Source organism: Enterorhabdus sp. P55 (assembly GCF_009911695.1).
Lineage (GTDB): Bacteria > Actinomycetota > Coriobacteriia > Coriobacteriales > Eggerthellaceae > Enterorhabdus.
On sequence record NZ_QWKK01000001.1, the window covers coordinates 67,006 to 89,343 of the forward strand.

The following is a 22,338-nucleotide window of genomic DNA, read 5'->3' on the forward strand; positions in this document are numbered from 1 at the left end:
GAAGGCCTCCTAGCGCTTCTCGCCGTCCGGCCGCACGAGCAGGCCGACGAGCACCATGAAGCCGAGGATCACGAGCGAGATGACGCCGATCACCACGAGCACCTCGATCGGCGTAGGGGCGTAGGAGCTCAGCACGGCGAACGAGGCGGTGCCCGTCGCGTCCGCGGCCGCGCTTGAGCCCGAGATGATGCCGGGCGCGCCCATCACGTTGAGCGTGATGAAGGCCGTGAACAGCAGCCAGACGCGCTTGCAGAACACGCCGACGATGATGAGGACGCAGGCCAGGTTCAGCATCACGGGGTTAGAGCGGTTGCGCGCGAACACGAGGATGCAGAAGGGCACCACGAGTCCGCCGATGATCTCGAACCAGAAGAAGGGGGCAGTCGCACCGGCCATGAGCTCGCCCAGGATGACCGTCGCCCCCTCGGCGCCGGGATAGGCCATGGTCAGAAGCTCGCAGAAGATGAAGAACGCATCGACGGCGACGCAGGTGCACAGAAGCCCGGCCAGCGATGCCAGAAGCTCGCGCGAGGTGTCGTAGATGCCGGCCCTCTTGAGGATGCCGAGCACCACGAGGAGCAGCGCGAGGCCCGAGTCCATGGCCGAGGCTACGAAGATCGGGGCGAGGATGGCCGAGTACCATCCCTCCTTGGCCATCTCGAGGCCGAAGATCCAGGCGGTCACCGAGTGGACGAGGATGGCGCAAGGAAGCGCGAAGCGTGACACGATGGAGACGGCGTGCTGGTTCTTCTTCGTCATGAACACGAGGTAGAGCACGTTGATGATGAGGTAGCAGGTGATGACGCAGACGTCCCACAGAAGCGGCGAGGTGGGGTTGGGGCCGGTGAGGATGCGCCATACCCGCTGGATGCCGCCCAGGTCGATGAGGACGAACATGCCCGCCGCGCAGATGCACACCGTGGAGAGGATGATGGCGGGCAGCGCCACCGCCTTGAAGCGCGCGATGTGGAATACCGACGCCGAGGAGGCCACGATCAGGCCGCCGGCGGACAGGCCGACGAAGAACATGAAGTTGGTGATGTAGAGGCCCCAGGAGGTCCCGTTGTTCATCCCCGTCACCGTGAGGCCGAGCGCGAGCTGGTAGACCCAGCACCCCACGCCCACGGCCACCAGGATGGCCAGGACGGCCGTCAGGGCCTTGTTTCTCTTGAGCAGTTCCATGGAAGCCCTCCTAGTCGAAGTAGTGAACGGACGGACGCGTGCCCTGCTCCTCCAGGAGCGTCCACGCCTTGCGGTTCAGGATGGTCTGGGAGATCTCGCTGTCGGGATCGTCGAGGTCGCCGAAGATGCGGGCGTGGGCCGGGCAGCACACGACGCACATGGGCTCCTCGCCCAGATCGGTGCGCTCCTTGCACAGCGTGCACTTCTCCGCGACGCCCTTGTGCCGCTCGGGAACCGCCGCGTCGCCATAGCTCGCGCCGGTGACGCGGACGGGCTCCCGCCAGTTGAAGTTGCGGGCGTTGTAGGGGCAGGCGGCCATGCACATGCGGCAGCCGATGCACTTGTCGTAGTCGATCTCCACGCGGCCCTTATCGTCGCGATAGGTGGCGCCGGTGGGGCACACGCGCTGGCACGCGGCGTTCTGGCAGTGCTGGCAGGCGACGGGCAGGTACGTGCGCGTGACGTTGGGGTAGGTGCCCTCGGCGCCGTCCACCACGTCGCAGTTCTGGGTCAGCACGCGGTTCCACAGCATGCCCTCGGGAACGTTGTTCTGCATCTTGCACGACAGCGCGCAGGTATGGCAGCCGACGCAGCGGTCGAGGTTGATGGCGATGGCGAGTCTGGTCATGTCGTCCTCCTTAGGCCTTCTCGATCTCAACGAGCGTGTCCGAGAACGGGATGACCGGCCCGCACATGAGGTCGTAGCCGCGCTTTATCATCGTGTTGTTCGTGACGCTCTGCAGGTTGCCCTCGACGGTGTAGTCGGCGGTGGCCGCCTCATAGATCCTCACCGAGCCGGGGCGGATGGCGCTGTTGGCCGCGGCATGCACCTTGAAGCTGCCGCGATCGTTGTAGACGCGCACGACATCGCCCGTCGCCAGGCCGCGGCTCTCCATGTCGGCGGGGTTCAGCATGACGAGCGGCTCGTACATGAGCTGGAGCCAGTCGGAGTCGTAGAACTGGTTGTGGATGCGGAAGCGGGTGCGGGTGTTGGTGAGCTGGAGGGGAAACTGCGCGCGCAGCGCCTCGTCGGCGATCTCCTCGCAGGGCTCCCACTGGGGCAGCTCCTGGCCGAAGGGCACCATGGCGTCGTAGTACACCTCCATGCGGCCCGAGACGGTGGGGAACACCTTGTCGGGCACGACCTCGCGGATGACCTCGCGGTCGGGCACGGGCCAGACAGCGCCATTGTCGGCGATGTCCTCGACCGTGAGCGAGGACACCCACTCCTCCTCGGAGGTGGCGAGGATGGCCTCGCAGCGCTCGACGGAGCTTGCCGGGATGCCGCCCTCGATGCCGAGGCGCTGGGCGAGCTCGCGCTGGATCCACAGGTCGGTGCGGGCTTCGAAGAGCGGGTCGATGATCTTCTCCTGGATGACGATCTGGCTGTAGCCGGCCTTCACGTTGCCGAAGGGCTCGTCGTACTCGAAGCGCGAGGTGCACGGGAGAATGTAGTCAGACCACTTCGCGCCCTCGGTGAAGTAGGGATCCATGGTCACGATGAAGTCCAGAGTGTCGGCCCACGCGCAGGTCTCGTTCATGTTGGCCAGGTGCTGGGCCACGATGTCGCCGCAGAAGATGGCGGCGTGGCAGTTGTTCTCCTTGAACGGCATGTCGTAGATGCTCACCTCAGAGGCGGCCGTCTTCCAGTCCTCGGGGAGCTCCCACGCGCCGAGCGGCGCCGCATAGCTGTTGTAGGACTGCCCCACGTACACGCCGATGCCCGCGCCCGGCTTGGCGACGTTGCCCGTGACGGCCGCCAGGACGGCGGCGGCATGGCCGGCGATGTCGGCGTTGGTCATCTTGTCGTTGCCGCCCCACCCGAGCGCGAGCGATGAGGGGCCCTCGGCGTACTCCTCGGCGAGCGCCGCGATGCGCTCGGCCGGGATGCCCGTCACCTCGGCGGCCCATTCCAGGGTGTAGGGGCGCTGCGTGTCCTGCAGCAGGTCCCAGGCCGTCACGGCGCGCCGTCCGTTGACCTCCACCGTGCCCGAGAGCGCCGGGCTCGCGCACTGCGTGTGGGCGGCGGCCGCGCCCGTCGCGGGATCGATCACGAAGAAGGGGTTCTGCTCGCCCGTCTCGGGCTCCTCGGCGTCGGCGGCCTCCTCGTGGTCGCGGATGAGCAGCCCGCTTTCGGCGTCGACGAGGAAGGGAAGGCTCGTGTGCTGCGCCATGAACTCGGCGTCGACGAGGTTTTCGTCGATGATATGCGTCGTCATGCCCAGGAAGAGCGCCGCATCGGTGCCCGGCTCGATGGGAATCCACTCGTCGGACTTGCTCGCCGTGGTGGAGTAGTGCGGGTCGACCGTCACCATGTGGGCGCCGGCCTCCTTCGCGTCGAAGAACGTGAAGCAGTTCGGCAGGCTCGACTCGCAGTAGTTCGAGCCGACGGTCAGCACGAGCTTCGAGCGCTGCCAGTCGCGTGCCTCGGGGGCGCACATGGCGTAGCCCGAGCCGAATCCCATGGCGGGGTCGAGGCCGTTGCCGGTGCCCACGTCGATGCCGTCGAAGCCGCCCGTTTGCGCGCCGAGCATGGGCGCGAGGAAGCCGAAGTCGGCCTCAGCGGTCGCCACCACCATGATGGAGTCGCGCCCGTAGGCCGCCTGCGTCTCCTTGATGTGGGCAGCGATCTCGTCGAGCGCCTGATCCCAGCTGATGGGCTCGAACTGGCCGGAGCCTCGCTCGCCGGCACGCTTGAGCGGGGACTGCACGCGGCCCTTGCCGTAGACGTGCGCCACCTCGGAGATGCCCTTGAGGCAGATCGTGCGGAAGTCGAGGTTGCCGACCCCGTTGGGCTCCACCTTGACCATGCGCCCGTCGCGCACGGTGCAGGCCAGCGAGCACATGCCGCCGCAGTGGCTCTGATGGTAGGTGCGCGCCACGTGCTCGGCGGGTGCGGCGCCGGCCGGCGCCAGCCAGCCGCTCGTCGTCGTCATGCCTGCCACGCCGGCCAGGCCCAGAGACGCAGCCGCGGCGCCGCTCGCCTTCAGGAACCCGCGACGGCTCACCGTGGCCGACGAAGTTGAAGATTCGGTCATCTCTCCTCCTTGCTCTCACCTTCTCGAGGTTTCCGAACTAGGCGAAAGTATAGGAAGCGCGACGGGTAATTTCCAGGAAACAACTTCTCCCTGATAGGCTTCTGATCAGGAGATATTCAATTTTTTCCGAGAACTTCAGTGAACAAAGGCCACCCGTGGGCGAAAGCGGCAGACCTGCCGCCGGAAGCGGTGACCTCCCCTATTTCCTCTTGGGGTAGTCCAGGCGGCGGGCCAGGACGAAGAGCACGGCGGCCGCCGCGAGCAAAAGCGCGATGGTGGCGCCTCGCCCGACGGAGAGGTCCTGGTAGCCGATGGCCAGGACGAGCACGCCGAAGACGCCCATGAGCGCGCAGAGGGCGGCAAGCCAGCGCAGGTAGCGGGGGCTATTCCCCATCGTCACCACGTTCCTTCCTCGTCTCACGCACCACGTCGACGGCGTGGGCGTGCCGGATGCGATCGGCGGGGGGACGCCACGCGGGGTCATCGAGTGCCCGAAAGGCGCGGGCGGCCGCCGAGCGGTCCGACACGCGGATGGCGTTGACGTGGCCGTCCTCGAACTCGCGGGCCCAGGCGCGCTTAGGCGGCATCCAGGCCAGGGCGAGCGCCTCGAGCACGGTGCCCGCCACCAGGGTGAGCCCGTTGATGGCGGCCACGTCCCCCGGCATGACGCCGAGCCCGGCCGCCGTGGCCGCCACCCCGCCTATGAGGTAGCCCGCCAGGGCGTAGCCGAGGGCCCGCCAGGGGCCCGCGTCGGCGTAGGTGAGCCCCAGGCCCACGGCCACGGCGGCGACGAGCTCGAGGGAGGGCAGCAGCACGCCGCCCAGGGGCAAGAGTCCCGCCAGCCCCACGGCCAGGGACAGCGCCAACACGACGAGCAGCGGGGCGCCCAGCCGGGCCAGCCGCGCGGCGAAGCCCAGGGCCGCCGGCTCATCCAGGCAGCGGGTGCGCACGAGGCGCCCGTGGGGAGCGCGCAGCGACCCGCGCGGGGCCGGACGGCCGAGGCCGGCCAGCTCCCCCACTTTGACGAAGGCGAGCCCCAGCGCCGCGGCCACGACGATGAGGCCGGCTATCACCATGTTGACGGTCACGGGCACCTCCCACGCTCCTTCTGAATTTTCCGTAGCTAATCTTAGCGCGCCGCCCGCATGCGCGAGGGGAAGTACGCCGATTGTTACAATAGGGGCAAACCTGCCGAGCGCGAAAGCGAGCCGCCATGAGCCTGTCACCCGAGCACGCGTCCATCCCCTACCGCGCCCTCGACCCCGCCGTCGAGGCGGCCATCCGCGCCGACCGGGCGGCCGGGCGAGCCCACCCCCTGCGCTTCGACGACGCGCGCGTCACGCGGCGCGAGCCCAATCCCCACGACGAGGCCACCCTCACCCGCCCCGCCTTCGCGCGCGACATCGAGAAGATCCTCAACATCCCCGCCTACAACCGCTACGCGGACAAGACGCAGGTGTTCTCGTTCGTCCAGAACGACGACATCTCGCGCCGCGGGCTCCACGTGCAGCTCGTGAGCCGCATCGCGCGGGGCATCGGCAGCCTGCTCGGGCTCAACTGCGAGCTCATCGAGGCCATCGCGCTCGGGCATGACGTGGGTCACACGCCCTTCGGCCACGCCGGCGAGCGCTTCCTCTCGCGCTGCTACCACGCGCGCACGGGGCGCTACTTCAACCACAACGTGCAGTCGGTGCGCGTGCTCGACGCGCTCTACCGCCGCAACGTGTCGCTCCAGACCCTCGACGGCGTGCTCTGTCACAACGGGGAGTTCGCCCAGCAGGAGCTGCGCCTGGGAGACGTGGCGGACTTCGCGCGTCTTGATGAGTTGGTGGAGGCGTGCAACGCCGACGAGCGGGCCATCGGCGAGCTGCGTCCCTCCACGCTGGAGGGCTGCGTCGTGCGCGTGAGCGACATGATCGCCTACCTGGGCAAGGACCGTCAGGACGCGCTTGCCATGGGCGTGCTCGACTCCCTCGACGTCTTCGAGAGCGACTATATCGGCGCGGACAACGCGCGCATCATCAACAACCTCACCGTGGACATCGTCAACAACAGCTACGGCACCGACCGCATCGCGCTGTCGCCGGAGGCCTTCGCCGACCTCAAGCGGGCCAAGCGCCAGAACTACGAGGAGATCTACCTCAAGGAGGGCATGGTCGACGACGCGGAGAACGTGGCGGAGGAGATGTTCGCGGAGCTCTACGACCGGCTGCTCGACGACGTGCGCGCCGGCGACGAGTCCTCGCCGGTGTTTCGCCACCACATCGCGCGCCTGAGCGCGCTCTCGCGCACCCTCGACCCGGCGTCCTACCTGGCCGAGGGCCCCGACCAGGTGGTGGTCGACTACCTGGCGTCCATGACCGACAGCTACTTCATGGCCCTCTACGACCACCTCTTCCCCACCTCGGGCAAGGCCATCATGCCGCGCGGCTACTGCTTCGACCTGGCGTAGCGCCCGGGCGGGGCAGCAGGGCCCGCGGCGCCGTCCAGGCGCAGGGGAACCCGGCGCGACGCCTTCCTAGAGCAGCCCCTCGGGCTCGAACCCCTCGTCTACCTGGTGGCAGGCGGGATCGTCAGCGGCGGTGGTGGCCAGCTGGTCGCAGCGCTCGTTCTCCGGATGGCCGGCATGCCCCTTCACCCACACGAAGCGCACGTCATGGGGCTCCTTGGCCGCCAGGAGGCGCTTCCACAGGTCCGTGTTCTTGACGGGCTCCTTCTTCGCGTTCTTCCAGCCGCGCTTGAGCCAGCCGTCCACCCAGCGCTGGTTGAACGCGTTCACCACGTACTGGGAGTCGGAGTAGAGCGTCACCGCGCAGGGACGCTTGAGCGCCTCGAGCGCCGTGATGGCGCCGAGCAGCTCCATGCGGTTGTTGGTGGTGCGCGAAAAGCCGCCCGACAGCTCCAGCTCGCGAACCTCGCCGCTTGCCAGGCGGCAGCGCAGCACCGCGCCGTAGCCGCCGGGGCCGGGGTTGCCGCGGGCGGCGCCGTCGGTGTAGATGTCCACGTTCATGGGGCCTCCTTCAGGCGGTCGGTTCAGTCGGGCGGGGGGGCGCGGCAACGAGCCGGGCTAAGCCTAGCAGCCGGGCGGCGGCAGCTCGCGCTCGACGCGCTCGCCCAAGTCGATCAGCTCCTGGCGGCTGTGCACGCCGCACTTGGCGTAGATGCGCCGCATGTGGGTGTCCACCGTGTTCTTCGAGATGAACAGCTCGGCGGCCATGCGCTCGCTCGTGCGCCCGCGCAGGGCGAGCGGCAGAAGCTCCGCCTCGCGCTTGGAGAGCCCGGCGTCGGCCGCGATGGCGCGGCACGCCTCCTCGAAGCGGTCGGTGCGCTCCACCGCCACCGAGAGCGCGCGCAGGTCGCGGTCGGTGAACAGGAACAGGTAGGCGTAGAGCACGGCGATGCCCGCCAGCGCCACCACGGCGAAGGACGCCACGCGCCCCAGCGGCAGGGCGCCGAGGGCGACGCCCGTCCCCAGGCCCGCTATCTCGCCGGCGAACAGCGCCGCGAAGCCCCGGGCGAACGAGAGGGCCGCGTCATGGCCCGAGATGCGCCCCATGGCCAGGAACAGCGAGATGAGCACGGCGAACATGCCCAGGTAACCGGCGAGCACCACCGATTCCCCGGGGACGGAGAAGCTCCCGAGCAGGGGCACGAAGAGAAAGCCGCTCATCATGAGGAGCACGGCCAGGCGGTAGGCGCCGTCAAGCGGCCCGGCGTCCGCGCCGCCGGCGGTGGGCAGCACGGCGCGCACGCCCGCGAGCGGGGTGCCGCCGTAGAGCTGGAGCGCGGCCAGGCAGTAGAGCACGAACAGGAACAGGGTGAGGCCAAGGGCCGTCACGTCATCGCCCGCGCGCGACGAGAAGGCCTCCACCGCGCCGGCGGCCACGCCGTAGAGGGCCGTGCCGCCCAGGATGCGCCCGGAGAGCTGCGCCGCCTCCTCGGCGGCACGGAGCGGGGGCTCGTCGGCGGGCGGCTCCTCCACCGCCGGCGCGAGGACGCGCAGGGCGGCGCCGCTGCCGAGCGGCAGGGCGAAGAGCACGAGGTAGAGCCCCTCGATGGGCAGGGCGGCGAAGATGAGGCACACCACGGCGCCGAGGGCCGAGCCGATGAACACCTCAGGGACGGACCGCTCGATGGGAACGGCGCCGAGGGCCCGGCCCCACGCGCCGAGGAGAAGCGCCGTGGGCACGCCCAGGCACAGGCCCTCGAGCCCCACGAGGACCGGCCAGGGGGCCATCCCCGCCCAGCCGAGCGCGGCCAGCGCGACGCCCGCGACGGCGAGCGGCGCCGCCCGAAGCCCGATGAGCGCGTCGCTCGCCCGGGAGAGGGCCCGGCGGCACCGTCCGGCACCCGCTAGCGCGAAGGCCACGATCATGCACACGAGCACGGCCACGAGCCCCGCCCGCCCGGCGACTGCGGGCGCCGGGCCGAGCGGCAGGCCCAGGTAGAGCAGCGCGAAGAGGAAGCCCTGGTTGCACGCGAAGCCCAGGATCGACGCGCGAGCCTGGCGCACGCGTCCCTCAGACGTGGTCACGGGGCACCCCTCCCAGAGAAAGCGCCGCGAGCCTGAAGGGGGCTGCGGCGCGGCGATCAGCTGCACGCTCGGCGGCCGAGAGGCATCCGAGCAGGGCCATTGTACTAAATGAGCGAAGGCGCCGGCCCCTCGCGGGCGGCGCCTTCGGCGAATCTCTATGGAAGCGGGTGCGGCGCCTTCGCGCGCAGGACTAGTCCTCCTCGACGGTGACGACCTTCTTCACCACGCGCTTCTTCTTGGGAGCATCCTCCACCGCGCCCTCGGCGATCTTGGCGGTGGGCTTGGCGGGGGCGTCCTCCACGACCTCCTCGACCACCTCAGCGTCCTCGTCCTTGCCCGCGCCCATGCCGTCGCGCAGGCTCTTGACGGACTTGCCGAGCGCGCTGCCGAGCTTGGGAAGGTTCTTGGGGCCGAAGATGAGCAGGACGACGACGAGGATGATGACGAGCTCGGGAACGCCAAGGCCGAGGATCTTCATAGCGGGTACTCCTTCTTTTCGGTGAATGCGGCGCCGGGGGCTCTGCCGGCCGGTGCCGTGCTTATCGACGCCGCCCACTATGCCCCAGCCTCCTGCGGCGCGCTATCACGCAGAACGGTGATTCTGTCACGCCTGGCCCGCTTTTTCTTGTCACGCAAAGGCGTGACAAGGCACATCTTTCCTGGTCAGAGGCGCATGTGCGTGCAGAGGCGCAAAAAAGGGGCGCTCAGCACCAGCCGAGACGCCCCCTTTGGCGGATAGCCCGTCCCAGAGCCTAGAGCATGGCCTGGATGGCGATGAACAGCGGCGAGAAGGTGAGCGCCACGATGGTCATCAGGTTGATGAGGATGTTCATGGACGGACCGGAGGTGTCCTTGAACGGGTCGCCCACGGTGTCGCCCACGACGGCGGCCTTGTGGGCCTCCGACCCCTTGCCGCCGTGGTGGCCCTGCTCGATGTACTTCTTCGCGTTGTCCCAAGCGCCGCCGGCGTTGGACATGAAGATGGCCATGAGCATGCCGGTAGCCACGGCGCCGGCGAGGAAGCCGCCGAGCATGGCCGGGTTGAAGCAGCCGATGGCCACGGGGACGATGATGGCCAGGACGCCCGGCGTCATCATCTCCTTGAGGGCCGAGGAGGTGGAGATGGCCACGCACTTGTCGTACTCGGGCTCGGCCTCGTACTCCATGATGCCCTTGATCTCGCGGAACTGGCGACGCACCTCCTCCACCATGGCGTGGGCCGCGCGGGACACCGCGCCCATGGTGAGGGCGGCGAACATGAACGGCATCATGGCGCCGATGAAGATGCCGGCCACGATCATCGGATCGGTCAGCGTCAGCTCGAAGTTGGGGATGGAGTGGTGCATCGTGGCCTGGAAGGACACGAACAGCGAGATGGCGGACAGGCCTGCGGACGCGATGGCGAAGCCCTTCGCGATGGCCGCGGTGGTGTTGCCCACCGCGTCGAGCGCGTCGGTGCGGTCGCGCACCTCCTCGGGCAGGCCGGCCATCTCGGCGATGCCGCCGGCGTTGTCGGCCACAGGACCGTAGGCGTCGACGCCGATGGTGATGGCGGTGTTGGAGAGCATGCCGGTGGCGGCCAGGCCGACGCCGAACAGGCCCACGGCGATGCCGCCCTCGAGTGAGGCGTTCGGGAATGCCATGTTGCCGAACGTGAACGCGCCGATGATGGCGAGCGCGACCAGCACGATGGGGGCGATGGTGGAGAGCATGCCGGTGCCGATGCCCTCGATGATGACCGTCGCGGCGCCGGTCTCGGCGGCCTCGGCGATCTTGTGGACAGGCTTGTGGTGGTCAGAGCAGAAGTACTCGGTGATCTTGCCGATGGCAAGGCCCGCCACCAGACCGCAGATGACGGAGCCGAACAGGAAGATGGGCTGCGCCTCGGCGGACTGCGACTGCCAGATGGAGAACAGCACGAAGATCACGATGATCTCGATGGCGGCGGCCAGGTAGGTGCCGCGGTTGAGGGCCTTGTGCAGGTCCGCGCCCTCCTTGGTGCGGACGGCGAACAGGCCGATGATGGAGGTGATGATGCCGCAGGCCGCGATGACCACGGGGGTCACGATGGCCCACACGAAATCGCCGGTGCTGAAGTAGCCGCCAAGCGCGCCGAAGGTGACGGCGAGGATGGTGGGGGCCAGGATGGAGCCGGTGTAGGACTCGAACAGGTCGGCGCCCATGCCGGCCACGTCGCCCACGTTGTCGCCCACGTTGTCGGCGATGGTGGCGGGGTTGCGGGGGTCGTCCTCAGGGATGCCGGCCTCGACCTTGCCCACGAGGTCCGCGCCCACGTCAGCGGCCTTGGTGTAGATGCCGCCGCCCACGCGGGCGAACAGGGCCACGGCAGAGGCGCCGGTGGCGAAGCCCTCGACCATGCCGATGTTCTCGTGCATGAGCACCGGGTCGAGCACGTTCACGCCGAACACGAGGAAGATGAGCCACAGCGACAGGCCCATGAGGGCGAACGACGCCACGCACAGGCCCATGGTGAGGCCCGACTTGAAGCTCACGTTGAGCGCCTTGGCCACGGACTCCTCGGCCGCGTAGGCGGTGCGGGTGTTGGCGCGGGTGGCCACGTGCATGCCGACGTAGCCCGCCGCGGCGGACATGACGCCGCCGGTGACGAAGGCGAGCGCGGTGATGGGGCTGAGCGCGATGGCCATCACGACGGCCACGACCACCATGAAGATGATGAGCAGCTTGTACTCGCTCATGAGGAACGCCTTGGCGCCCTGCTGGATCTTGATGGAGATGTTGTTCATCTTGTCCGGGCCGGGGTTCTGTCGGAGAACCCAGTTGCCCAGATAGGCTGCCACCAGCACGCCGATGAGGGCGCAGATGGGGGCAAGCCAGGCTACTTGTGTAGTCACGGACCTTCCTCCTTGGGTAAGTGCTGTTGCCTCGGGTACGACGATACGGTCTTCGGGCCTGGCATTCTCGGCCGGAAAACCGTAACTACGGCATTTTAGGCGACTTGGAGGAATTGTGAAGGGGGCGCGCCCGCCTTTTCCGGGCTAAAGCGCCCCCAGCCCAGCAGACGGCGCCGGCGACGGCGCGCCTAGAGGTTGTCCCGCACCCACTGGATGTTGGCGGTGATGGTGGCCACGAGCTCGTCGGCGTCGGCGAACACGCGCATGGGACGCAGCCACTCGACGAACTCCACGGTCATGGGCTGGCCGTAGACGTCCTGGTCGAAGTCGAGCAGGTGGGCCTCGACGGTGGCCGTGGAGGCGTCGGCGAAGGTGGCGGCCACGCCCACGTTGACGGCGGCGCGGTAGCGCTGGCCGCCGACCACGGCCCAGCAGGCGTACACCCCGTCGCCCACGGCCCGCAGCCCGTCGGGCACGCGGAGGTTGGCCGTGCGGATGCCAAACGCCCGGCCCTCGCCGCGGCCAGGCTCTACCGTGCCGGCAAGCGCGTAGGGCCGCCCGAGCAGCTCGGCGGCCTCGGCCACGCGGCCCGCGCCCAGAAGCCCCCGGATGCGGGTGGCCGTCACCGGCGCGCCGTCATCGGCCAGAAGCTCGTGGCCCACCGCGCGCATGCCGCGGGGCGCGCCCCAGGCAGCCAGGTCGGCCACGGTGCCCGCTCCCCGCGCGCCGAAGCGGAAGTCGGCGCCCACGTGCAGCTCAGCGGGGACGGCCGGCCCCAGAAACCGGTCGAGGAACGCCTCGGGGACGAGCGCGGCGAACTCAGGCGTGAAGGGCAGGACCACCACGGCGTCAACGGGCAGGGCGGCCAGCGCCTCGATGCGCGCCTCGTTGGCCATGAGCTTGCGCAGCTCATCGGGGCGGAACAGCTCGTCGGGATCCACATCGAAGGTGATGACCGCCGAGACGCCCCCGCGCGAGCGGGCCGCGTCGGCGGCCGCGCCTATGATGAAGCGGTGCCCCTCATGCACGCCGTCGAACACGCCGAAGGCGCACGAGGCGCCCGCCAGGGCCGCACGCGCGGCCGCCCCCGATCCCTTCCTATATATCTGAGCCACGGATCACTCCCGTCGAGAAGACGCACCGCGGCCGGTAGCGGCCGCGTTCCTGCTCATAGGCGTAGACGGCGGCCAGGCGGTTGGCGGACACGAGCGAGACGAGCTCGCCGTCGCGCGGCGGCTCGCAGCTCTCGCGCACCCCCGCCGTGCAGGCGCAGAACTCGGCATCGGCCGCGCACGAGCGCCGCTCGCAGAGCGCGAGCGCATCAGCCGGCAGCGGGTTGCCGTTGGCGAGCAGGGCTGCGGCCGGGCCCTCAGCATAGGCGAAGCGCAGGCCGAGCAGGCGCACGGGGTCGAGCGCGGCGCGCGGGCCCACCTCCTCGAGCGCCTCGAGCGTCACGCACTCGTCGAGCGCAAGCCGGCCGGCCGCCAGGCGGCGCAGGGCGCCCACGTGGGCCGGGCAGTCCACCGCCACGCCGATGTCGCGCGCGAGCGAGCGGACGTAGGTGCCCTTCGACACGTGGAACACGATGTCCCACGAGGGAGGCGCCATGCCGTCGGCCCCGTTTACAGCCAGAAGCTGCGCGTCGTAGACCTCGATGTCGCGCGGCTCCAGGTTGATGATGCGCCCCTTGCGCGCCTCGTCGCACGCCTTGCGCCCGCCCACCTTGATGGCCGAGTACACCGGCGGCAGCTGCTTGTGGCGCCCCACGAGGGAGGCGACGAAGACCGAGGCGAAGAAGGGGTCGAGCAGCTCATCGGGCACCGGTGCGGTGCGCGTGACCTCGCCGTCCGCGTCGTCGGTGTCGGTGGCGGCGCCGAAGACGACGCGCACCTCGTAGCGCTTGTCGTGCCCCGCCAGGTAGGCGTCGAGGCGGGTGGCGGGCCCCACGCACACGGCGAGCACGCCCGAGGCGAGCGGGTCAAGGGTGCCGGCGTGCCCCACGCGCCGCTCGCCGAACACGCGGCGGCAGCGGTTCACCACGTCATGCGAGGTCATGCCCGCGGGCTTGTCCACCCCCACGACGAGCGACAGGCCCGACTCGCCGCGCCTCACAAGACCTCCCCATCGGCGGCGGCCAGCGCCGCCAGGCGCCCGCGCAGCAGCGCGACGGCGTCATCGAGGGGGCCGTCCAAGGTGAAGCCGGCGGCAGCACGGTGCCCGCCGCCTCCCAGCTCGCAGGCAAGCGCGGCCACGTCGGCATCGCCCTTGGCGCGCAGGCTGCCGCGCACCTGGCCGTCCTGCTCGCGCAGCATGCAGGCGATCGCGACGCCCTCGATGGCGCGCAGCACGTCGATGAGCGGCTCAGCGTCAGGCCGGGAGGCGCCGCAGGCGGCGAAGTCGGCCGCCGAGAGCCAGCTCAGGGCCGTGCGGCCATCGGCGGAGAGCTCCAGGTGCGCGATGGCCACGGCCTCCAGCAGCACCGACGCGAGCCGGCGGTTCTGGTACACCTCGCGCGCGATGGCGCCCGGCGCAGCCCCGGCGGCCACCATCTGGGCTGCCGCCTCGAAGGCCGCGGCATCGGCGTTCTGGTACTGGAAGCGCCCCGTATCGGTCATGAGACCGGTGTAGGCGCAGGTGGCGATGGCCTCGTCGTAGTCGACGCCGAGATGGCCTACGAGCCGCCAGACGAGCAGGGCCGTGGCCGCGGCATCCGGGTCGGTGTAGCTCAGGTGGCTCATGGCCTTGGGCACGGCGTGGTGGTCCACGGTGATGGTGAGCGGCGCGGCGCGGCGCACGGCGTCGGCGGCGCCCAGGCGCTCGGGCGTGGGCACGTCCACCGCCACGAAGCACTCCACGTAGTCCCCAAACGACGAGGCGGGCACGAGGCGATCGGCCCCGGGCAAAAAGGCGAGCGTGCCCTCGAGCGGCTCGTCGGTCGCCAGCAGGCAGAAGACGCGCTTGCCGAGCGCGCGCAGGGCGCAGGCGAGCGCGAGCTGAGATCCCACGCAGTCGCCATCGGGGCTCACATGCCCGCAGATGGCCACCGAGGAGCATCCCATGAGGGCCTCGGCGATGCCCTCGAGGGTGGTGTTGGTCTGAGGGGTGACGGTCACGGCGCTAGATCTCCTCGCCCTCGTCCGCCGCCGTCTCGGCCGTCGCGCGACGCGCCTTCTCCTCGGCGAGGTACTTGCCCACGGTCTCCGCGGCATCCACCGACCCGTCGCGGTAGAAGCGCAGCTCAGGCGCCACGCGCCAGGACAGCTTCCTGGCCATGAGCGAGCGGATGCGCCCGCGGGCGCCCTCGAGGGCAGCGGCCGCGTCCGCGTAGCGCTCGGGCTCGCAGGTGTAGTAGACGTTGCAGGCGCTGCGATCGTAGCTCACCTCGCAGCCGGTGACGGTGACCAGGGTAAGACGCGGGTCGGACACCTCGAACAGCAGGATGGACGCGATGACCTCGCGCGCCTGCTCGTTGACCTTGCGGTTGGACGCTCCCTGCTTCATCGGGGCTCTCCTTCCTCTTGCTGACGCCTCAAGTATAGGCGCGAACGCCGCCCCCGAGGGAGCGGCGCCCAATTGACCGTCGAATCGTCACCGAGGCGACTACTCGGTGCGCTCGACCTCCTTGACCTGGTAGCCCTCGATGGTGTCGCCCACCTTGAGGTCCTGGAACTTCTCGATGCCGATGCCGCACTCATAGCCCTGCTTCACGGACTTCACGTCATCCTTGAAGCGGCGCAGCGACGCCATGGAGCCCTCGAAGATGACCGTGCCGTCGCGGACGATGCGCACCTTGTCGTCTCGGTTGATCTCGCCCTCGACGATGTAGCAGCCGGCGATGGTGCCCACTTTCGGCACCTTGAAGGTCTCGCGAACCTCGGCGATGCCGGTGTCCACCTCCACGATGTCGGGCGAGAGCAGGCCCACGCGGGCTGCGTTGATGTCCTCGATGGCCTGGTAGATGACGCGGTACAGGCGGATGTCCACCTTCTCCTTCTCGGCCTGGGCCCGCGACTTGCCGGTGGGACGCACGTTGAAGCCGATGATGATGGCGTCGGAGGCGGCGGCCAGGGTGACGTCGGTCTCGGTGATGCCGCCCACGGCCGAGTGCACGATGTTGATGCGCACCTCGGACTGATCCATCTTGCTGAAGGCGTCGCGCAGGGCCTCGATGGAGCCCTGGACGTCGGCCTTGACGATGAGGTTGAGGTCGGTCTGCTTGCCGGCCTCGATGCGGTTGAACAGATCGTCGAGGCTCATGTGGCTCTTGGTCTCCTGCTCGGCCAGGCGGGCGCGCAGCGCGCGCTCCTCGGCGAGCTTGCGGGCGTCGCGCTCGTCCTCGAACACGCGGAACTCGTCGCCGGCGGTGGGCACGGAGTTGAGGCCGAGGATCTCCACCGGGTCGGCGGGGCGCGCCTCGTCGACGTGGGCGCCGAGCGGGTTCACGAGCGCGCGGACGCGGCCGTAGGACGTGCCGGCCACCACCACATCGCCGGTGCGCAGGGTGCCGCGCTGGACGAGCACCGTGGCCACCGGGCCGCGGCCCTTGTCGAGGTTGGCCTCGATGACGAAGCCGGAGGCGTCGGCGTCGGGGTTGGCCTTGAGCTCGAGCACGTCGGCCTGGAGCAGGATGGTCTCGAGCAGGTCGTCGATGTGGAGCTTCTGCTTGGCCGACACCTCGACGAACATGTTGGTGCCGCCCCACTCCTCGGGGATGACCTGGTACTCGGTGAGCTCCTGACGCACGCGGTCGGGGTTGGCGCCGGGCTTGTCGATCTTGTTGACGGCCACCACGATGGGCACGTTGGCCGCCTTGGCGTGGTTGATGGCCTCCACCGTCTGCGGCATGACGCCGTCGTCGGCGGCCACCACGAGCACGATGACGTCGGTGACCTGGGCGCCGCGGGCGCGCATGGCGGTGAACGCCTCGTGGCCCGGGGTGTCGATGAAGGTGATCTGGCGGCCGTCGATGTTCACGACCGACGCGCCGATGTGCTGGGTGATGCCGCCGGCCTCGGAGGCCACCACGCCGGTATGGCGGATGGCGTCGAGCAGCGAGGTCTTGCCGTGGTCGACGTGACCCATAACGGTGACCACCGGCGGGCGCGGCTTGAGGTCGGCCTCGGAGTCGTTGTACACCACGGCGTACTCCTCCTCCGGCGAGACGACGCGCACCTTGCGGCCCATGTCGTCGGCGATGAGCTCGACCATGTCGTCGGCCATGGACTGGGTGAGGGTGAGCACCTGGCCTAGCAGGAACAGGCGCTTGATGACGTCGTTGGGCTGCACGCCCAGAAGCTCGGCGAACTTGGCCACCGTCGCGCCCTGGGGGATCTCCACCACCGAGTCGTCCAGGACCAGCGACGGGTCGAGGCCGCGCTCGATGGCCTCGATCTCGGCGCGCTCGCGGGCCTCGGCCTCGCGCTTCTCCTTGCGCTTCTTGCGACGGCCCTCGCCCTCCTGGGTGGTGGCGGCGGCCACCGCAGCGCGGGCCTCGGCGAGCACCTTGTCGCGCTGGAGCTTCTCGGCCTGCACGGCCATCTGGGCGTAGCGATCCTCGCCGCCCGCCGCGGCCTGCGCCTCGAGCTCGGGAACGATCTGCACGGCGCCCTTCTTGCCCTTCTTGCCGCGGGCGCCGTCCTTCTTGGCGCCGCGGGCGGTGGGAGCAGCGGCCTTCTGGGCCTCGATGCGCTGCTTCTCAGCCTCGATCTGCGAGAGCAGCGAGTCGAAGGAGGTCTTCTTGGCCCCGAGCACCGGCGCGGGCTTGGGAGCGGTCTTGGCCTTCTCGCCGCCCTTGCGGGAGTGGCTCTCGCGCAGGGCGCGCTCGACGGCCTGCTTCTTGGCCACCTCGGCGGCCGCCTTCTCGGCGCGGGCGCGGGCGCGGGCCTCGGCCTTCTCGCGCTCGACGCGCTCCTTCTCGGACTCGATCTGGCGCTCGAGGCTCTCGAAGGCCGACGTGACGGGGGCCTTCTTGGGCTGCGCGGGCGCCTCGCCCTCCCCGGCGTCATGGGCGCCCTCGGCGCGGCGGGCGCGGGCGGCCTCGCGCTCGGCGAGCTCCTTCTCCACGGCGGCGCGGCGGGCGGCCTCCTCCTCGGCCTTGCGGCGGGCTTCCTCGGCCTGCTCGGCGGCGAGCGCCGCGGCCTCCTCGTCCTCGAGCTGGCCGGCGCGGGCCTTGATCTCGGGCTCGAGGTTCTTGCGGATCTTCTCCACGTAGGCGTCGGCGAGCATGCTCGCGTGGGACTTCGCGGGAATCTTCATCTCATGGAGTCGGTCGAGGAGCTCCTTGCTCGTCATCTCGAACTCCTTGGCCAACTCATGTACGCGCATGCTGCCCATGTATCACTCCTCGTTCTCTGACGGTCGGTCGTCGGTGGCGCGGGACATCTCTCCCGCGAGTCGGTCGTAGTCTTCGTCGGTCAGCTTGGTCCGCAGCGCCCGCTCCAGCTTGCGGCCCTTGCGAGCCGCCTGGTAGCACTCCTCGGAGCAGACGTAGGCGCCGCGGCCGGGGGCGCGGCCCATCGGATCGAAGGCGACCGTGCCGTCCGCGCGACGCACGAACCGGCGCAGGGCCCCCTTCGTCTCCTGTAGGCCGCACGCTATGCAGCGACGGCAGCGCTTTGTCTTCTCTCGGTCCACCGACGTACCTCTCGCATCCTTCTTAGGATTCGTCGAGGTCGGCGTGCACGCCGCAGTAGCGGCTGCCCTCGCGGGCGTGGTTACGGCAGCGCGTGCCGTCCTCCGCCACGTAGGCGCACAGTCCCGTCTCGTCCTCGAGGTCGTCCTCCTCGTCGATGAGGATGTTCTCGGTGACGTGGGGGCCGCCGGCGAAGCTCGCGGACTTGATGTCGATGTGCCAGCCGGTCAGGCGCGCGGCCAGGCGGGCGTTCTGCCCCTCCTTGCCGATGGCGAGCGAGAGCTGGTCGTCGGGCACCACGACGGTGGCGTAGTGGTTGTCCTCGTCGATGAAGACGTGCGACACCTTGGCCGGCGACAGCGCGTTGGCCACATAGGAGGCGGGGTCGTCGTTCCACTGGATGACGTCGACGCGCTCGTTGCGCAGCTCCTCGACCACCATGCGCACGCGGCTGCCCTTCGGGCCGACGCAGGCGCCCACCGGGTCCAGGTTGTCCTCGCGCGAGGCCACGGCCACCTTGGAGCGGGCGCCGGGCTCACGGGCGATGGACTTGATCTCCACCATGCCGTCGTAGATCTCCGGGACCTCGATCTCGAAGAGGCGGCGGATGAGGTCAGGATGGGTGCGGGACACCACGATGGGCGGGCGGGCCTGCTCGCCGCGGGCGCGGGGCGCGTCGGAGGAGGGGTCGCGCACGTCGATGATGAGCACCTTGAGGCGCTGGTTGTGGCGGTAGTGCTCGTTGGAGGGGCGCTCGTTGCGCTCGCCGGGGTTGCGCTTCACGTCGTAGTGGGGCAGCTCGGCCTCCACGCCGTCGCGGATCTTGATGATGGTGAAGTCCGGGGTGCCCTGGAGCACGGTGCCGGTGACCAGGTCGCCCACGCGGCCGGAGAACTCCTCGTAGATGGACTGGCGGCCGGCCTCGCGCACGATGGAGGCGATGACGCCCTTGGCGTTCTGGGCGGCGATGCGGCTCACGTCGGCCGGGGTGACGTCGCGCTCCTCGAACTCGGCGTACTCGCCGGTCTCCTCGTCGGGCTCGCCCACCGGCACCATCTCGTAAACGTAGATCTTGCCCGTCTGGCGGTCGATGGTCACCCGCGCGTCCCACTCCAGGTCGAGGATGTGCTGGTAGCTCTTGGCCAGCGACGCCTCCAGGCGCTCGATGAGGTAGAACTCGTCGATCTTGCGCTCGTGGGCGAGGGCCTGCAGGGCCTCGATCAGTTCTGATGTTGCCACGTCTTCGCTTCCTTTCCTAAGAGCCGAAGTCGATCGTGCCCTTCACGTGGGCACGCTTGATAGCCGAAAGCGGCAGCGCCACGCGGGCGCCGTCCGCATCGAGGAGCACCTCATCGCCCTCGACGCCTGCGAGCACGCCCGTCCAGGAGGCGCGGCCGTCCACCGGGGCGGACAGCTTGATCGCCGCCTCCTCGCCGGCGAACCGCACGAAGTGCTCGGCGGTGCGCAGCGGGCGGTCGATGCCGGGCGAGGACACCTCCAGCGTGTAGGCGCCAGGGAACGGGTCGATCGCGTCCATGATGTCGTTGATCCACGCCTGGGAGCTTGACAGCACGTCAAAGCTCACGCCGTCGGGATGGTCGACGTAGACGCGGATGGTGGGCGCCTTCTTGGCTCCCACGACCTCGATCGTGACGATCTCGACGCCTTCCTGGGCGGCGCGGGGCTCGAGCGCCTCGAGCAGCTTTGCCTCGGTGGCCGTGAGCACGTCGATCCCTCCTCGCTTTCTCGCATTCCTTCCACGCGCATCGGGCCTAACAACAAAAGAAAGCGGGACAGGCCCACTTTCTCCGTAAAAGCGAAAGTTGTTCGGCGCCGAAAAGCGCTCAGCGCCGGTATTTATACCATATTACTCGGCGAATGGCCAGTAGAAGCCGGGCATCTTCCACGAAGCGCCCATGTCGCCCGAGACGCGGCGCCTCCGCAGCGGCCACGACAGGCGGGTACCGAGCGCTGGCGCGCCAAGCGTCGGCGCGCTTGCGTTCGCGGCTCCCGCTGTTCGCCGCACACCGGCCTGGGGGCGCCCGCGGCTCGCCGGCACGGGGGACACCCGCGGCGGGTCGCGAGGCGACACCTCATGCGTGCGCTGAGGGCCGGCGTGGCAGTCCGGGGGCGCCATCCTCGCATGCGTCGCTCCTCAGCGTGCCCGCACCTGCGGCCCCCGCCATTCGTCGCCCCCCTCCCGCACGGCACCCGCCAGGTGTCGACGCGCTCGCACCGGCAGCCCCGCCACTCAATACTCCCCCCGCCGCCGTTCGCCGCGTGTCGGCATGATCCCGCTCGCGGCTCCCGCCGTTCCTTGCGTGTCGGCGCGCTCGCCTCTCGCTACCCCCCCCCTTACACGCCCTCAAACTGCACGGTTTTTGCGACTTTGCGACAAAAAGACGCTCTTTTGAGGGGCTTCTGGCGGTCAGCCATCGTGGCGCGGAAATGATGCCTGTCTGAGAACAATTCTCACCTGCGAGTTCGCCGAGGAAGCCGCGAAGGTCGCGCATTTGTTTCCGCGAGTCTGTCACAAAGTCGAAAAAACCGTGCAGTTTGGGGGGATGCGCGTCCGGCGGCGCGGTCCGGTCTACAGATGGGCGCTCGCCAGGTGACGGGTCGGTACGGGGGCGGACGGCGGCGACCGCGCGGTCCTATGATGGAGCCACCAAGCAGGCGGCGCCCCGGCGCCGGAACAGGGAGGCAGCCATGGTCCACGACAGCGACGCCACGTCCGCGCAGACGAGAAGGCCCCGCGGCGCTGAAGACGCAACGAGCGCGCAAGCCGCTCAGGAAAGCGGCCCCGGAACCGCGGGGCGCACGCAACCCACCGGGCCCGCGGCCGCGGATGATCAGCAGCCGGATGTCCCCCAAGCCGCAGCGGCCAAAGGCGAGGCGCACCCGGCGCCCGCCGTCGGGGCGGGCGTTCCGTCAGGTACCAAAGCGGAACCGCCCGACAGCGGGACGGATGCCGGCGTGAGGCCACCCGCCGCCGGGACGGATGCCGGCGTGAGGCCACCCGGCAGCGGGGCGGGCGCGTCAGCAGCCGGCGGCGGCAAGGCCGGCGCCCCCGGCGAAGGAGCGTCCCCCCACTACCCCGCAACAGCCGCAGACGCGCCCGGCAGCGGAGCGCCCGCGCCGTCGGGCGCCGCCCCAGCAGCGGGCGTGCTCGAGGTCGATCCCGCCTCGCTCAGCCCGCGCGCCGTGGCGGCGGTGGCAGCCTACCAGGAGTCCGTCGCCACCGAGGCAGACGCCTACCGGCGCATGGCCGCGCACGTGAAGGACCCGGGCAACCGCGCGACGCTCGAGCGCATCGCCGACGAGAAGGCGGCTGACGCCGACGCCTGGGCCCGCTACACCGGCCGCCCCGCCGTCCCGCGGGTCGCCCGCGCACGCCGCTACGCCCTGATCGCACGCATCCTCGGATTCACCTTCGCCGTCAAGCTCATGGACAAGCACAAGCACGCCGCCCGCAGCGACGCCCGCGCGCTTGCAGCCCAGGTGCCCGCGATAGCACGCGCCGAGGCGGACGAGGAGCGCCGCGGCCGCGAGCTCATGGGGATGCTCGACGAGAAGCTGCTCTCCTACGTGGGCGCCATGGTGCTGGGGATGAACGACGCGGTGGTGGAGATAACCGGCACCCTCGCCGGCCTCACGCTGGCCATGCAGAACACGCGCCTCATCGCGCTGTCGGGCCTCATCACCGGCATCGCGGCCACACTCTCGATGGCGGCGAGCGAGTACCTGGCCGCCAAGAGCGACGGCCGCCCCGACGCCAAGCGCGCCTGCGCCTACACCGGCAGCGCCTATGCGCTCACCGTGGTACTGCTGCTCCTCCCCTACCTCCTGATGCCGGACAAGCTGTACCTGCTGGCCATGGCCATCATGCTCGCCGTGGTGGTGCTCATCCTGGCGGCGTTCAACTTCTACACGGCCGTGGCGCAAGACCTTCCCTTCAAGAAGCGCTTCGCGCAGATGTGCGCCATATCGCTGGGCGTGGCCGCGCTCTCCTTCTTCCTCGGCCTGTTCTGCAAGATCGTGCTGGGCGTGGAGGCTTAGAAAAACGGGGGCCTCATCGTG

At 69.8% G+C, this 22,338-nt stretch carries 19 protein-coding genes; 2 read left to right on the forward strand and 17 right to left on the reverse strand.

Translation table 11 applies throughout. From position 1 onward, the window contains the following. Nucleotides 1–9: 9 nt before the first annotated feature. The 5 genes from nrfD to D1643_RS00315 all read right to left on the reverse strand — a co-directional run bounded on the left by nrfD (nt 10) and on the right by D1643_RS00315 (nt 5,314). Nucleotides 10–1,182, reverse strand: coding sequence for an NrfD/PsrC family molybdoenzyme membrane anchor subunit (gene nrfD, locus D1643_RS00295; RefSeq protein ID WP_160707480.1), 1,173 nt, complete (start codon nt 1,180–1,182; stop codon nt 10–12). Nucleotides 1,183–1,192: 10 nt separating this feature from the next. Further along, complete coding sequence (locus D1643_RS00300; protein WP_160707482.1) at nt 1,193–1,810, reverse strand: 4Fe-4S dicluster domain-containing protein; 618 nt, start codon at nt 1,808–1,810, stop codon at nt 1,193–1,195. A 10-nt stretch (nt 1,811–1,820) separates the two neighbouring features. After that, nucleotides 1,821–4,220, reverse strand: a complete 2,400-nt coding sequence (locus D1643_RS00305) for a molybdopterin-dependent oxidoreductase (protein ID WP_160707484.1) — start codon at nt 4,218–4,220, stop codon at nt 1,821–1,823. A 199-nt stretch (nt 4,221–4,419) separates the two neighbouring features. Beyond that, the gene (locus D1643_RS00310) at nt 4,420–4,614 is read right to left on the reverse strand and encodes a preprotein translocase subunit SecE (protein WP_160707486.1); all 195 of its coding nucleotides are present in this window, start codon (nt 4,612–4,614) and stop codon (nt 4,420–4,422) included. Next, nucleotides 4,604–5,314, reverse strand: coding sequence for a hypothetical protein (locus D1643_RS00315; protein ID WP_160707488.1), 711 nt, complete (start codon nt 5,312–5,314; stop codon nt 4,604–4,606). The genes D1643_RS00310 and D1643_RS00315 overlap by 11 nt, the downstream gene beginning before the upstream one ends. A 119-nt stretch (nt 5,315–5,433) precedes the next feature. Between D1643_RS00315 and D1643_RS00320 the strand changes: the two genes are divergently transcribed. Continuing rightward, on the forward strand, nt 5,434–6,672 hold the full coding sequence (locus tag D1643_RS00320) for a deoxyguanosinetriphosphate triphosphohydrolase family protein (RefSeq protein ID WP_160707490.1): 1,239 nt from the start codon (nt 5,434–5,436) through the stop codon (nt 6,670–6,672). Nucleotides 6,673–6,738: 66 nt separating this feature from the next. Here D1643_RS00320 and rnhA read toward each other — a convergent pair whose 3' ends face one another. The 12 genes from rnhA to rimP form a co-directional block, all read right to left on the reverse strand. Continuing rightward, entirely contained in the window at nt 6,739–7,230 is a 492-nt protein-coding gene (gene rnhA, locus D1643_RS00325) for a ribonuclease HI (protein ID WP_160707492.1), read from the reverse strand. Between the two features lie 63 nt (nt 7,231–7,293). Then, the gene (locus D1643_RS00330) at nt 7,294–8,754 is read right to left on the reverse strand and encodes a helix-turn-helix transcriptional regulator (protein ID WP_160707494.1); all 1,461 of its coding nucleotides are present in this window, start codon (nt 8,752–8,754) and stop codon (nt 7,294–7,296) included. Nucleotides 8,755–8,944: 190 nt separating this feature from the next. After that, nucleotides 8,945–9,232, reverse strand: a complete 288-nt coding sequence (gene tatA, locus D1643_RS00335; RefSeq protein ID WP_160707496.1) for a twin-arginine translocase TatA/TatE family subunit — start codon at nt 9,230–9,232, stop codon at nt 8,945–8,947. A 274-nt stretch (nt 9,233–9,506) separates the two neighbouring features. Continuing rightward, nucleotides 9,507–11,627, reverse strand: a complete 2,121-nt coding sequence (locus tag D1643_RS00340; RefSeq protein WP_160707498.1) for a sodium-translocating pyrophosphatase — start codon at nt 11,625–11,627, stop codon at nt 9,507–9,509. A gap of 188 nt (nt 11,628–11,815) precedes the next feature. Continuing rightward, the gene (locus tag D1643_RS00345; RefSeq protein WP_370520229.1) at nt 11,816–12,742 is read right to left on the reverse strand and encodes a riboflavin kinase; all 927 of its coding nucleotides are present in this window, start codon (nt 12,740–12,742) and stop codon (nt 11,816–11,818) included. Then, nucleotides 12,726–13,739 (reverse strand): tRNA pseudouridine(55) synthase TruB, encoded by a 1,014-nt coding sequence (truB, locus tag D1643_RS00350; RefSeq protein WP_160707500.1) that lies wholly within the window; start codon nt 13,737–13,739, stop codon nt 12,726–12,728. Before truB ends, D1643_RS00345 begins: the two co-directional genes overlap by 17 nt. After that, on the reverse strand, nt 13,736–14,740 hold the full coding sequence (locus D1643_RS00355; RefSeq protein WP_160707502.1) for a DHH family phosphoesterase: 1,005 nt from the start codon (nt 14,738–14,740) through the stop codon (nt 13,736–13,738). Before D1643_RS00355 ends, truB begins: the two co-directional genes overlap by 4 nt. Nucleotides 14,741–14,744: 4 nt before the next feature. Then, the gene (rbfA, locus tag D1643_RS00360; RefSeq protein WP_160707504.1) at nt 14,745–15,128 is read right to left on the reverse strand and encodes a 30S ribosome-binding factor RbfA; all 384 of its coding nucleotides are present in this window, start codon (nt 15,126–15,128) and stop codon (nt 14,745–14,747) included. A gap of 99 nt (nt 15,129–15,227) precedes the next feature. Further along, nucleotides 15,228–17,960, reverse strand: a complete 2,733-nt coding sequence (gene infB / locus D1643_RS00365; protein WP_160707506.1) for a translation initiation factor IF-2 — start codon at nt 17,958–17,960, stop codon at nt 15,228–15,230. A gap of 3 nt (nt 17,961–17,963) precedes the next feature. Next, nucleotides 17,964–18,260: an RNase P modulator RnpM gene (gene rnpM, locus D1643_RS00370; RefSeq protein WP_160707508.1), complete on the reverse strand. Its 297-nt coding sequence runs from the start codon at nt 18,258–18,260 to the stop codon at nt 17,964–17,966. A gap of 22 nt (nt 18,261–18,282) precedes the next feature. Continuing rightward, a complete protein-coding gene (gene nusA / locus D1643_RS00375) occupies nt 18,283–19,497 on the reverse strand; it encodes a transcription termination factor NusA (protein ID WP_160707510.1) in 1,215 nt (404 codons plus the stop codon). A 16-nt stretch (nt 19,498–19,513) separates the two neighbouring features. Beyond that, nucleotides 19,514–19,984, reverse strand: coding sequence for a ribosome maturation factor RimP (gene rimP, locus D1643_RS00380; RefSeq protein WP_160707512.1), 471 nt, complete (start codon nt 19,982–19,984; stop codon nt 19,514–19,516). A gap of 1,283 nt (nt 19,985–21,267) precedes the next feature. Between rimP and D1643_RS12160 the strand changes: the two genes are divergently transcribed. Continuing rightward, a complete protein-coding gene (locus D1643_RS12160) occupies nt 21,268–22,317 on the forward strand; it encodes a VIT1/CCC1 transporter family protein (RefSeq protein ID WP_370520230.1) in 1,050 nt (349 codons plus the stop codon). Nucleotides 22,318–22,338: the final 21 nt, after the last annotated feature.